The organism is Microbacterium sp. EG9, assembly GCF_059759475.1.
Map to the genome: position 1 here is coordinate 1190629 of NZ_CM186217.1, position 12988 is coordinate 1203616.

Here is a 12988-nt window from a genome sequence, read left to right on the forward strand (position 1 = left end):
CGGGGCGCTCGGTGGCACCCGTCGCGTTCCCACTCGGCCTTCTCGTGTAACGCCGATAATGCACATTATGTCAACTCGAAGAGAGCATCCGATGGTCGAGTGGTGTGCGGCGACGGTCGATGGTCGGTGCGGGAGCGGCTTCCGCTGGCAGCCTCGCTACCCTGAACGGATGACGGACTCCCCTGAGACGTGGCGCGCGATCATCGCGGCGTTGCGCGACGACGACGTCCGTGCGGTCCTCGCGGAGACGGCATCCCCGCCGCGAACGCCACGGGCGCGCGAGCGAGCCCTCGACCGCCTCACGGCTCTCGGCCTGGTGGTGCGCGGCGGCGACGGCATCCGCTTCGACGATGCCCCGCTGCGGGCTCTGCTGGTGGCGCCGCCTCGCCCGCGCGGGCCCGAGCGCTTCCTCGACCACGACGGTCGCATCGATCGGTATCCCTCGCAGCAGGGTGAGCGTGTCGCGCTGCTCCGTCTCGTCACGGAGCGCGCCTTCTCCCCCGGCGTCCTCATGAGCGAGCGCGACGTCAACGAGCGGCTCGAGCCGTACGCGCCGAGCGGCGATGTCGCCGTGCTCCGACGTCACCTGGTCGATCACGGACTCCTCGTCCGCACGCCGTCCGGGTCCGAATACACGCTCGCACGCGAGTAGCGTTGAGGGGTGAGCTCGCCCCGCCTCTCCCCCGCGTCCGTCGGGCCGGATGCCAGAGCCTGGCTCATCTGGGGCGTGGGCGTCGCGGCCTACATGCTCGCCGTGATCAACCGCTCCTCGCTGTCGGCGGTGGGCGTCGACACCGCACAGCGATTCGGGGCGGATGCCGCGACGCTCTCGATGTTCGCCGTCGTCCAGCTCGCCGTCTACGGCGGCATGCAGATTCCGATCGGCCTCCTGCTCGACCGTTACGGCGCCCGCCCGATCATGACGGCGGGGATGCTGCTCATGGCGGCGGGACAGCTGACTCTCGCCTTCTCCCCCAGCGTCGGCGTCGCGATCTTCGCCCGGATGCTGCTCGGCGCCGGCGATGCGGCGATCTTCCCGGGGGTGCTGCGCCTCGTCGCCGTGTGGTTCCCGGCGCAGCGCGGTCCGCTGATGGGTCAGCTCACCGGACTCGTCGGACAAGCGGGACAGCTCCTGGCCCTCGCCCCGCTCGCCGTGATGCTCCATGCCACGAGCTGGGAGATCGTGTTCGGCGGCATCGCCGGGCTGTGCGTGCTGTTCGGCATCCTGGTGTGGGCCGTCATCCGCAATCATCCGCCCGCGCTGCGCGCCGATGTCTCGGTCGACACCAGCACCGGGGCGATCAGGGTGGTGCGCTCGTCCATGGACACCGGCGTCGGCATCCGCGCCGCCTGGGCGCACCCCGGCACCCGCCTCGCATTCTGGTCGCACTTCACCGCCCCCTTCGCCGGCACGGCGTTCGTGCTGCTGTGGGGAACGCCCTTCCTGACGGCCGGTGAGGGGCTCAGCGCCGCCCAGTCGGCGGGCGTGCTGTCCACGTACGTCGTCGTGGGCATGGCGCTCGGCCCGATCATGGGCGACATCTCCCGCCGTATCCCGCATCTGCGCTCGCGCGCCCTGGTGCTGCCGGCGGTGGCGACCCAGTTCAGCGTGTGGATGGTGGTCGTCGCCTGGCCCGGACCTGCGCCGCTCTGGCTGCTGTACGCGCTGGCGGTCGCTCTCGCCATGGGCGGTCCCGCCTCGATGATCGCCTTCGACCATGCGCGCACGCACAACCCGGCGCACCGGTTGAGCACGGCGACGGGTATCACCAACGTCGGCGGCTTCCTCGCCGCGCTGATCGCGATCTTCGCGATCGGTCTGGCCCTCGACCTGCAGGGCGCGGGCACTCCCGACACCTACCGGCTGGACGCGTTCCGCATCGCCTTCCTGGCCCAGGTGCCGCTGTGGGCGCTCGGATGGACCTTCATCGTCATCGAACGGCGCAAGACCCGGGTTCTTCTGGGCATGGACCCGCCGCGCCGCCCGCGCGCGAAGGGCTGAACGGGGCGAGGGTGAGCGCGCTCAGACGGTGCCGTCGCCGGAGGTGCGCGACTCGGTCTGGGTGATCCGCTCCCCCACCCCGGGCTCGACGGTGCGCGTCACCTGCTGCGTCGAGCGACGACGAAGCAGGAGGACGAGCCCGATGATGAAGACGAGCACACCGGCGCCCATCAGGATGTAGCCGATCATGTCGAGGTCCACGTACGGGACGTCGACGTTCACCGCGAAGACCAGGATGGCTCCGATGACGAACAGCGCGATGCCGGCTCCGATGCTCATGGCGTTCTCCTTGGGTGGGGTCCGGGTGGCGGGATGGGACGTCCCCATGGTGTCCGACCCGTGATCGCGTGCCCATGCCCTTGACAGTCACGGGCGCGCGACGCTAGCGCGGGGCGATCTCCACCCATCCGCCGCCGAACTTCGGCTCGCGTCCATCACCCGAGGACGTTCCGGTCAGCCGCCGGCGCACCCAGGGGCCCAGGTGCTCGCGGACGTAGTCGCGCTGAGCGAGCCGCACGGCATCGGGGATGGCCGGCATGCTCCACCATCCGTCGGGCACGGCCTCCCCCAGGGCGTCGAGCACGCGGGCGGCGACCCGATGGTGGCCGCGGCTGTTCATGTGGAGGCGATCCTCGGACCAGTAGGACGGGTCGGACAGTTCGGCGTCGGGCCAGTTGAGGGCGCGGACGACGTCATCACGGTCGCCGACACGGTCGATGACGGCATCCGACATCAGATCGCCCCGCCGCTGGATCAGGCGGCCCATCGGCAGTTGCGCCGACGGGTTCGCGCCCGAGAGGAGGACGAGCGTGACGCCCTCCTCGTCGCAGCGGCGCAGCACCTGGCTGAAGGCGTCGGCGATGTGCGCGATGGACGTCCTCGGGCGCAGCATGTCGTTGCCGCCGCCGTTGAAGGACAGATGCGTCGGCTTCAGCGCCAGTGCCGCCTCCAGCTGCTGACGCACGATCGGCCAGATCAGCTTCCCGCGGATCGCGAGGTTCGCGTACTGAAGGGGTTCCCCACGCGAGTCGGCCCACCCCTGCGCCGCGAGATCCGCCCAGCCGCGGACCCGGCCGTCGGGAAGCTCGTCGCCGACACCCTCCGTGAACGAGTCCCCGATCGCCACGAAACGCACGTCTGTCACCCGCTCAGCCTACGCCGCGCGTCACCCGACACGTCTCCTTCATTCGTCCCCTGTGGTCGCATCCCTGTGCGCAGAGCGACCACAGGGGACGGATGAAGCGGATGCCGGGGCGTCAGCGGTCGTCGAGGGCCGCGCCGCGGTGGTCGGCCGACCCCCATGCCGCAGCGGCGGCGAGGACGAAGAACGCGGCGAACACCACGAACAGCAGCGGGGCTCCGCCGCCCGCGAGCAGGGGCGGCACGCTCAGCGGTGCGACGATCGACGCGATGCGTCCGACGCCGGCCGCCCATCCGGCCCCGGTCGCGCGCAGCGACGTCGGATAGTTCTCGGGCGTGACCGCGTACAGCGCGCCCCACGCGCCCAGGTTGAAGAACGACAGGGCCATCCCCGCCCCGATGATCATGCCCTCGGTCGATGCGGTTCCGAAGACGACGGCGGCCGCGGCGGATCCGGCGAGGAACACCGAGAGCGTGAGGCGGCGACCCCAGACCTCGATCAACCAGGCCGCCACCGCGTAGCCCGGCAGCTGTGCGAGGGTGATGATCAGCGTGAACCCGAACGACTTCACGAGGCCATAGCCCTGCGCGAAGAGGATCGTCGGCATCCAGATGAATGCGCCGTAGTAGGCGAAGTTGACGCAGAACCAGACGGTCCACAGCGCCGCGGTCCGCACGCGGAACTCGCTCGACCAGAGCGCGCGAACGCCTCCCGTGGCGAGTGCGGGGCCGTCCGCCGACCCCGCCGGGGCGTGGCGGCGGTGTCCCCCGCCGAGCACGGGCGACGACTCGAAGCCGGCCGTGATCGCCTCCGCCTGCGCAACGCGCCCGCGGCGCACGAGCCAGCGCGGCGACTCCGGCAGGCCCCAGCGCACCACGAGCGCGTACACGGCCGGAACCGCACCCAGCGCGAACGCCCAGCGCCAGCCGTCGGCGGATGCCGGGACCACGAAGAAGCCGATGAGGGCCGCCGCCGTCCACCCGACGGCCCAGAACGCCTCGAGGATCACGATGAGCCGTCCGCGCATCCGCGCCGGGGCGATCTCGCTCACGTAGGTGCTCGCCACGGGGAGCTCCGCGCCGAGTCCCAGCCCGACCAGTACCCGCAGGGCGATCAGGGCGGCCAGCCCGCCGGCGAGGGCGCTCGCGCCCGTCGCGACGCCGTAGACGAGCAGTGTGATCGCGAACACCGACCGACGGCCGAACCGATCGGCGAGCAGGCCGCCGAGACTCGCCCCGATCGCCATGCCGACGAAGCCCGCCGAGGCGATCCACGACGCCTGCTCCCCCGTCAGCGACCATTGCGCGATGAGCGCCGTCAAGACGAAGGAGACCAGGCCGACATCCATCGCATCCAGTGCCCACCCGAGGCCGGAACCGGTGAGCACCTTCAGGTGCCGACGGGTGAACGGCAGCGCGTCCAGCCTCTCGCCCACGTCGGCGCGCGCCGAGACGCGGGGGGCCGCCGCAGCATCCGTCATGACTGAACCCTTCTCAGGATGCCGCGAGCATCTCGCTCACGAGCGGTGCGACCCGGGTGCCGTACAGCTCGATGGAGTGCATCAGCTTCGCGTGCGACAGGGTGCCGTTCGCGTACTTCAGGTCGAAACGCGTGGCGCCGAGGGTCTTCATCGTGGCCGCGATCTTGCGGGCCACGGTCTCGGGCGAGCCTGCGTAGACGGAGCCCTCGGGCCCGATGTCGTGCTGGAACTGCAGCCGGCTGTACGGCGGCCAGCCGCGCTCGGCGCCGATCGCATTGCGGTTGATCTCCATCGCCGGGTACAGCTCGTCCCAGGCCTGGGCGTCGGTGTCGGCGATGTGGCCCGGCGAGTGCACGCCCACCGGCATCGGGGCGGTGTGACCGAACGAGGCGAGCGAGCGGTGGTAGAGATCGACGTAGGGACGGAAGCGGTCCGCGGACCCGCCGATGATCGCGAGCATGAGGCCGTACCCGTACCGCGCGGTGCGCACCACCGACTCCGGCGAGCCGCCGACACCGACCCAGGCGCGGAGACCGTTCTCCGTCTTCGGGTAGACGTCCGCGGCGGTGAGCGACGCGCGTGTCGTCCCCTGCCACGTCACGGGCTTCTCGGTCAGCAGCTGCGAGAAGAGGTCGAGCTTCTCCTCGAACAGCACCTCGTAGTCGCTGAGGTCGTAGCCGAACAGCGGGAACGACTCGATGAACGAGCCCCGTCCGAGGATCACCTCGGCGCGACCGGACGACAGCGCGTCGAGGGTCGCGAAGCGCTCGTAGACACGCACCGGATCGTCGCTGGAGAGCACGGTGACGGCCGTACCGAGATGGATCTTCTCGGTACGGGCCGCCGCCGCGGCGAGCACGAGTTCGGGGCTCGACACCGCGAACTCGTGCCGGTGGTGCTCCCCCACGCCGAAGAACGACAGGCCGACCTGATCGGCCAGCACCGCCTGATCGACGATGTCGCGGATCGTCTGCGCGTCGCTCAAGCGCGTGCCGTCGTCGCCGACCGTGACGTCGCCGAAGGTGTCCAGTCCCAACTCTGCATTCATGTGAATGAGAACCTTCCGCGCGTCGGCCGCATTCCCGGTCAGCCCTGCGCGAGGGCCATCCGCAGGGTGTCGAGTCCGACACCGCCCAGTCGCAGCGCCCGCATGTGGAAGCGCTTGATGTCGAAGTCGTCGCCCTCGCGTTCGGCGGTCTCGTCGCGGATCTGCTCCCAGATACGCTGTCCGACCTTGTAGGAGGGCGCCTGACCCGGCCAGCCGAGGTAGCGGTTCACCTCGAACTGGATGAACTCGTCCGACATGTTGACGTTGCGGCGCATGAACTCGAGCGCGAAGTCGGCATCCCAGATGCCCTCGCCGTCGGGGCGCGGCTTGCCCAGGTGCACGCCGATGTCGAGGACGACGCGGGCGGCGCGCATACGCTGACCGTCGAGCATGCCGAGACGGTCGGCGGGGTCGTCGAGGTAGCCCAGCTGCTCCATGAGGCGCTCCGCGTACAGGGCCCAGCCCTCCGCGTGACCGCTGGAGCCCGCGAGGAGGCGGCGCCAGGAGTTGAGCTCGGCACGGTTGTAGACGGCCTGCGCGATCTGCAGGTGGTGACCGGGGACGCCCTCGTGGTAGACCGTCGTCAGCTCGCGCCAGGTGTCGAAGGAGTCGACGCCCTCGGGCACCGACCACCACATGCGGCCGGGACGGGAGAAGTCGTCCGTGGGACCGGTGTAGTAGATGCCGCCCTCGTTGGTGGGCGCGATCATGCACTCCAGGCGACGGATCTGCTCCGGGATGTCGAAATGGGTCTTGCCGAGCTCCTCGACCGCGCGGTCGCTCGTCGCCTGCATCCACTCCTGCAGCGCGACGGTGCCGCGAAGCTTGCGGGCCTCGTCGTTCTCCAGGAACGCGACGGCCTCCTCGACGCTGGCTCCCGGAAGGATCTCGTTCGCGATGGCCTCCTGCTCGGCGACCATGCGGGCGAGCTCTTCCAGACCCCACTCGTAGGTCTCATCCAGGTCGATGACCGCGCCGAGGAAGCTCCGGGAGTGCAGTGCGTACAGCTCACGACCGACGCCGTCCACCTCGGAGGCCGCGGGAGCGAGCTCGGTGCGCAGGAAGTTCGCGAGCTCGTCGTACGCGACCCGCGCCGCACCGGCGTGACCGGACAGCGTCTTGGCGAGCGAGGCGGGCAGCTGCCCCTCGGCGGGGGCGGCATCGGCGGCGAAGGTCGCGAAGAAGCCGTTGTCGGACGTGTACCGCGCGATCTGACCGATGACCTCGGTGACCTGGCGGCGGGCCGGCACGACCCCGGTCGCGATCCCTTCGCGGAGGGTCTCGATGTAGCCGCCGATCGCCTCGGGGATGGCGGACAGCCGCGTGGCGATGACCGACCAGTCGTCGATCGTGTCGGTGGGCATGAGGTCGAAGACGCTGCGCAGCTCCTGCGCGGGCGAGGCGATGACGTTGACGTCGCGCAGGTGGGCGCCCGCCTCGTACAGCGCGATCGAGAGCTCCAGGTCTCCGCTCAGGTCGGCCTTGGTGACGACGTCGACGTCGTCGACCGGCTCGGCGGCCTGCAGGGCGGCGAGGGCGGCGCGCGCGGCGTCCACGCGCGCGGCGGCGCCGGCGAGCGAGTAGTCGTCGAGTCGACCGTTGTGCTCGAAGCGTCCGATGTAGGTGGCCAATCCCGGGGAAAGCTCGGCACAGGTGTCGACCCATGCCTCAGCGATCGCGTCGATCGGCGTGGGGGTACGGGGGGAATCAGTCATTCTTCGAGCCTAATCCCGACACGGCCTCGACGTGGGGCGGGATGCCGACGACCGCGGAACCGGATGCCACCGCGACCGCGCCCTCTCAGTGCCCCGCGATGTCCCAGTTCTCGCCCCGGCCGATCTGGACGTCGAGCGGCACCGACAGCTCCGCGGCGTCGCCCATGCGGTCGTGGACGATCTTCTCGACCGTGTCCCACTCCCCCGGTGCCACCTCCACCACGAGCTCGTCGTGGATCTGGAGCAGGACCCGCGACGCGACGCCCTGCGCGCGGAACTCGTCGTGGATGCGGAACAGCGCGATCTTCATGATGTCCGCGGCGCTGCCCTGGATCGGGGCGTTCAACGCGGCGCGCTCCGCGTTCTCGCGCAGCACGCGGTTGGGGCTCGCGAGATCGGGGAAGGGGCGGCGGCGCCCGAAGATCGTCTCCGTGTAGCCGTCGATGCGCGCCTGCTCGACGGAGGAGCGCAGGTAGTCGCGCACCGCGCCGAAGCGGGCGAAGTACTCGGTCATCAGCAGCTTCGCCTCGGACTGTTCGATGCGCAGCTGCTTCGACAGGCCGAACGCGCTCAGGCCGTACACCAGGCCGTAGCTCATCGCCTTGACCTTGGTGCGCATGGCGGACGTCACGTCGGCCGGCTCGACGCCGAACACCCGTGCCCCGACGAACCGGTGCAGGTCCTCGCCCGAGTTGAACGCCTCGATCAGACCGGCGTCGCCCGAGAGGTGCGCCATGATGCGCATCTCGATCTGCGAGTAGTCCGCCGTCAGCAGGGTCTCGTAGCCCTCGCCGACCTCGAACGCGGCGCGGATGCGCCGAGACTCCTCGGTGCGGATGGGGATGTTCTGCAGGTTCGGGTCGGTGCTCGACAGACGCCCCGTCTGGCTGCCCGTCTGCACGTACGTCGTGTGGATGCGGCCGTCGGAGCCCGCGGCGCGATCGTTGCCGATCGACGAGTCGAGCGACTCGATGATCTGCCGGAGCTTGGTGGCTTCGCGGTGCTGCAGGAGCAGATCGAGGAACGGATGCGGGTGCGACTCCTGCAGGTCGGCGAGCACCGCGGCATCCGTCGAGTACCCGGTCTTCGTCTTGCGCGTCTTGGGCAGCTCGAGCTGCTCGAACAGCACGTCCTGCAGCTGCTTGGGCGAGCCGAGGTTGACCTCCCGCCCGATCTCCGCGTAGGCGAGCTGGGCCACGGCGTCGGCCCGCGCGCCGAGCTCCGTGGAGAACGCCGAGAGCTTCTCGTGCGAGACGGCGACGCCGGCCAGCTCCATGTCGGCGAGCGTGTCGAGGGTGGGCAGCTCGATCTCGGTCATGACGCGGGCGACGGATGCCGGGATCTGCGCACGCATCTCGTCGGCGACCCGCAGCGCGTACCACGAGAGCTGGCCAGGGGTCGCGCCCTCGGTCTCGGGCACGAGCTGGGTGGGATCCGCCTCGGGGAGCTTCTCGTCGAGGTAACGGTCGACCAGGTCGGACAGCCCCTTGTCGGGGAAGCTCGGCCGCAGCAGCCAGCCGGCGAGGATCGGGTCGAAGACGAGCCCCTGCAGGCGCACGCCCGCGCGGCGCAGGGCCTTCACCTGGGGCTTCGCGTCGGCGATGACCTTGGGCGCCGCGCTCTCCAGCCACGGCCGGAGCACGGCCGCCGTGTCGGGCGACCACGTCGTCTCGACGGCGCTGTCGGCCAGGGCGAGTCCGACGCGGGCGGGAAGGCCGGCGTCGGTCGTCACCGTCACGGCGACGTCGGCGGCATCCGGGGTGAGATCGCGGGCGCCGATCCAGGCGGCCAGCGCGGCGGCATCCGCTTCTGCGGGCTTCGGGGCGGCGACCGCGGCCGCGGCGTCGTGGGCGCCCTCGTCGGGGTCGGCGCCGACGGCCTCGAACACGCGCGGGAGGAGGGTGCGGAACTCGAGCCGCGCGAAGATGTCGCGAACGGCCTGCGCGTCGATGGGCTGCACCACGAGGTCGGACGGCTCGACGCCGAGCTCCACGTCGCGAAGGAGCGCGTTGAGCGACCGATTGCGGCGCACGTCGTCGAGATGGTCGCGGAGGTTTCCTCCGACGACACCGGTGATCTTGTCGGCGTTCTCGATGAGCGCATCCAGCGTGCCCCACTGCGTGAGCCACTTCACGGCGGTCTTCTCCCCCACCTTCGGCACGCCGGGCAGGTTGTCGCTCGTCTCGCCGACGAGGGCGGCGATGTCGGGGTAGTTGACCGGCGGGAGGCCGTACTTCTCGACGACCGCGGCGGGCGTGTAGCGCTTGAGCTGCGAGACGCCCTGCACGCTCGGGTAGAGCAGCGTGACGTCGTCGGTGACGAGCTGGATCGTGTCGCGGTCGCCCGAGCACACGAGCACGTCGAAGCCCTCCGCGGCTCCCTGCGTCGCGAGCGTCGCGAGGATGTCGTCGGCCTCGATGCCCTCCTTGGTGAGCACCGGGACGTTCATCGCGGCGAGGCAGTCCTGCAGCAGCGGGATCTGGCCCTTGAACTCCGCCGGCGACTCGGACCGGTTCGCCTTGTACTCCGGATACACGTCGGTGCGGAACGAGTGGCGCGAGGTGTCGAAGGCCACCGCGAGGTGGGTGGGCTGCTCCGCCTTGACGAGGTTGACGAACATCGACAGGAAGCCGTAGATGCCGTTCGTGTGCTGCCCGTCACGGGTCGTGAAGTTGTCGACCGGGAGGGCGAAGAACGCACGGTAGGCGAGCGAATGGCCGTCCACGACGAGAAGGGTAGGCTTTGCGGAGTCCGTCACCCTGCAACTCTAGACGGGGGCATGGACACCGCAGCCTCCGATCCGATCGCTTCCGAAGGTGGATGATGACCGCTGAGAACACCCCCGCCGACCTCGACGGTATGGCCTGGGCGCGGCAGCGCGGGATGGGCGCGCTGGCCGAGAAGATGGGCATCGAGTTCGTCGAGTTCACGATCGAGCGCTCCGTCGCGACCATGCCCGTGGCGGGCAACACGCAGCCCGTCGGGCTGATGCACGGCGGTGCCTACGTCGTGCTCGGCGAGTCGCTGGGCTCGATGGCCGCGAACCTCCACGCCGGGCCGACGCGCCTGGCCGTCGGCGTCGACATCAACGCGACGCACACGCGGTCGGCGACCAGCGGCATCGTGACGGGGGTGTGCACGCCGGTGCACCTCGGGCGCAGCATCACGGTGCACGAGATCGTCGTGACCGACGAACAGGGACGGCGATGCTCCACGATCCGGATCACCAACATGATCACGGATCGCCCGGCGGTCTGACCCCCTCAGCGGGGCGCCGAGCCGCGGGAGACCGCGCGCGGCGTCAGGACTTCTTCGGCGAGAGCTGCTCGATGATGGCCTTGGCGACGTCCTGCATCGTCAGGCGACGGTCCATCGACGCCTTCTGGATCCAGCGGAACGCCTCCGGCTCGCTGAGGCCCATCTTCTCGTTGAGCAGCCCCTTGGCGCGGTCGACGAGCTTGCGGGTCTCGAAACGCTCGACCATGTCGGCGACCTCGGCCTCGAGCGTGATGATCTGCTCGTAGCGCGCGAGGGCGATCTCGATCGCGGGCAGCAGGTCGTTCGGCGTGAACGGCTTCACCACGTAGGCCAGGGCGCCGGCCTCGCTGGCGCGCTCGACGAGCTCCTTCTGGCTGAACGCCGTCAGCAGCACGACGGGGGCCACGTGGTTCTTGCTGAGCTTCTCGGCGGCGCTGATGCCGTCGAGCACGGGCATCTTGACGTCCATGATGACGAGGTCGGGGCGCAGCTCGGTGGCGAGCTGGACCGCGGTCTCACCGTCGCCGGCCTCGCCGACGACATCGAAGCCGTTGTCCCGGAGGATCTCGACGATGTCGAGGCGGATCAGCGATTCGTCCTCCGCGACGACGACGCGTCGGGGGGCGGATGCCGTGGGAGTCGTGCTCGGTTCCTGCTCAGTCACCTTTGAATCCTACGGTATGGTCAATCCCGGACGCGCGCCGACGAGCGTCCGCGTGCGCCGGTGTGGCGGAATGGCAGACGCGACCGACTCAAACTCGGTTGTCTTCGGACGTGTGGGTTCGACTCCCACCACCGGCACGGAAGATGCGCAACGCGAAAGGGCGGATGCCGGCAATCCCGGCATCCGCCCTTCGTCGTTCGTGCTGCGACCTACTTCTCCGTCTGGTAGATCGGCGCCTTGCCGTGGACGGCGTCGCCGATCCGGTGCACCCGGATGTCGTTGGTCGAGCCGATGATTCCGGGAGGGGAACCGGAGATCACGACGACCTTGTCCCCTTCCTGGGCGAGGCCCTGACCGAGGAAGAACTCGTCGACCTGGAGGAACATCATGTCGGTGTGGGCGACGTGCTCGACGAGCGTCGACTGCACGCCCCACGTCAGCGCCATGCGGCGGCGGATCGCCGGGTCGACGGCGAAGGCCATCATCGGGATGCCGGGACGCAGGCGCGACATACGACGCGCCGTGTCACCGGACTCCGTGAAGATCGCGATGTACTTCGCCTCGATGAACTCGGCGACCTCGTTCGCGGCCAAGGTCAGGATGCCGCCCTGCGTGCGGGGCTTGGCGCTGAACGGACGGATCCGCTCCAGGCCGTGCTCCTCGGTCGACTCCACGATGCGGGCCATCGTCTGCACGGTGACGACCGGATAGTCGCCGACGCTCGTCTCACCCGATAGCATGACCGCGTCGGCGCCGTCGAGCACCGCGTTGGCGACGTCGGACGCCTCGGCGCGCGTGGGGACGGGGGCGTGGGTCATCGACTCGAGCATCTGCGTCGCGACGATGACGGGCTTGGCCATCCGGCGGCACATCTCGACGGCGCGCTTCTGGACGACCGGCACGGCCTCCAGCGGCAGCTCGACGGCCAGGTCGCCGCGGGCGACCATGATGCCGTCGAACGCGTCGATGATCTCCTCGAGGTTGTCCACCGCCTGCGGCTTCTCGATCTTGGCGATCACGGGGACCTTGCGGCCCTCCTCCGCCATGATCTCGTGCACGCGGGTGATGTCGGCCGCGTCGCGGACGAAGGACAGCGCGATCAGGTCGGCACCCGCCTTCAGCCCCCAGCGGAGGTCCGCCTCGTCCTTCTCGGAGAGCGCGGGGACGCTCACGGCGACGCCCGGGAGGTTGATGCCCTTGTTGTTGGACACGGTTCCCGCGACGATGACCTTGGTCGTGACGACCGGACCGTCGACGCTCTCGACCTGGACGCGCACCTTGCCGTCGTCGATGAGGAGGAAGTCGCCGGGCTTGACGTCGCCGGCGAGGCCCTTGAAGGTCGTGCCGACGAGATCGCGGGTACCCACGACGTCATCGGTGGTGATGCGGAAGGTCTCCCCGACGGCGAGGTCGTGCGGTCCATCGCTGAACTTGCCGAGACGGATCTTGGGGCCCTGCAGGTCGACGAGGATGGCGACGGCGCGTCCCGCGTCGTCGGCGGCCTTGCGCACGTTGGCGAAGCGGACTTCGTGCTCGGCGTACGAGCCGTGGCTCAGGTTCATTCGGGTGACGTCCACGCCCGCCTCGATGATCGCGCGGATCATCTCGTACGATTCGGTGGCCGGTCCCAGGGTTGCGACGATCTTCGCGCGTCTCACTGAAGACTCTCCGGTCTCTATG

At 69.9% G+C, this 12988-nt stretch carries 11 protein-coding genes and 1 tRNA gene; 4 read left to right on the forward strand and 8 right to left on the reverse strand.

Annotated features, from left to right (window positions below):
* Positions 1-169 precede the first annotated feature (169 nt).
* Complete coding sequence (locus tag AC6CQV_RS05555; protein WP_492490638.1) at positions 170-652, forward strand: DUF2087 domain-containing protein; 483 nt, start codon at positions 170-172, stop codon at positions 650-652.
* A 9-nt stretch (positions 653-661) separates the two neighbouring features.
* A complete protein-coding gene (locus tag AC6CQV_RS05560; RefSeq protein WP_101306417.1) occupies positions 662-2002 on the forward strand; it encodes an MFS transporter in 1341 nt (446 codons plus the stop codon).
* Between the two features lie 21 nt (positions 2003-2023).
* On the opposite strand, the gene AC6CQV_RS05565 is transcribed toward AC6CQV_RS05560, so the two are convergent.
* The 6 genes from AC6CQV_RS05565 to polA form a co-directional block, all read right to left on the reverse strand.
* Positions 2024-2281: a DUF6458 family protein gene (locus AC6CQV_RS05565; RefSeq protein WP_060958637.1), complete on the reverse strand. Its 258-nt coding sequence runs from the start codon at positions 2279-2281 to the stop codon at positions 2024-2026.
* Positions 2282-2384: 103 nt separating this feature from the next.
* Entirely contained in the window at positions 2385-3146 is a 762-nt protein-coding gene (locus AC6CQV_RS05570; protein WP_174524648.1) for an SGNH/GDSL hydrolase family protein, read from the reverse strand.
* A gap of 112 nt (positions 3147-3258) precedes the next feature.
* A complete protein-coding gene (locus AC6CQV_RS05575; RefSeq protein ID WP_191008641.1) occupies positions 3259-4623 on the reverse strand; it encodes an MFS transporter in 1365 nt (454 codons plus the stop codon).
* Positions 4624-4636: 13 nt separating this feature from the next.
* Positions 4637-5671 carry an LLM class flavin-dependent oxidoreductase gene (locus AC6CQV_RS05580; RefSeq protein WP_101306415.1) on the reverse strand — a complete coding sequence of 345 codons (1035 nt, stop codon included), beginning with the start codon at positions 5669-5671 and terminating at the stop codon, positions 4637-4639.
* A 38-nt stretch (positions 5672-5709) separates the two neighbouring features.
* A complete protein-coding gene (locus AC6CQV_RS05585) occupies positions 5710-7386 on the reverse strand; it encodes a DUF885 domain-containing protein (protein WP_101306414.1) in 1677 nt (558 codons plus the stop codon).
* Positions 7387-7471: 85 nt separating this feature from the next.
* Positions 7472-10144 carry a DNA polymerase I gene (gene polA / locus AC6CQV_RS05590; RefSeq protein WP_101306413.1) on the reverse strand — a complete coding sequence of 891 codons (2673 nt, stop codon included), beginning with the start codon at positions 10142-10144 and terminating at the stop codon, positions 7472-7474.
* Between the two features lie 65 nt (positions 10145-10209).
* Between polA and AC6CQV_RS05595 the strand changes: the two genes are divergently transcribed.
* The gene (locus tag AC6CQV_RS05595) at positions 10210-10644 is read left to right on the forward strand and encodes a hotdog fold thioesterase (RefSeq protein WP_060958850.1); all 435 of its coding nucleotides are present in this window, start codon (positions 10210-10212) and stop codon (positions 10642-10644) included.
* A 43-nt stretch (positions 10645-10687) separates the two neighbouring features.
* Here AC6CQV_RS05595 and AC6CQV_RS05600 read toward each other — a convergent pair whose 3' ends face one another.
* A complete protein-coding gene (locus tag AC6CQV_RS05600; protein WP_060958632.1) occupies positions 10688-11308 on the reverse strand; it encodes an ANTAR domain-containing response regulator in 621 nt (206 codons plus the stop codon).
* Between the two features lie 56 nt (positions 11309-11364).
* Between AC6CQV_RS05600 and AC6CQV_RS05605 the strand changes: the two genes are divergently transcribed.
* A tRNA-Leu gene (locus AC6CQV_RS05605) sits at positions 11365-11445 on the forward strand.
* Positions 11446-11517: 72 nt separating this feature from the next.
* Here the strand turns inward: AC6CQV_RS05605 and pyk are convergent.
* Positions 11518-12966: a pyruvate kinase gene (gene pyk / locus AC6CQV_RS05610; RefSeq protein WP_060958631.1), complete on the reverse strand. Its 1449-nt coding sequence runs from the start codon at positions 12964-12966 to the stop codon at positions 11518-11520.
* Between the last annotated feature and the right edge of the window lie 22 nt (positions 12967-12988).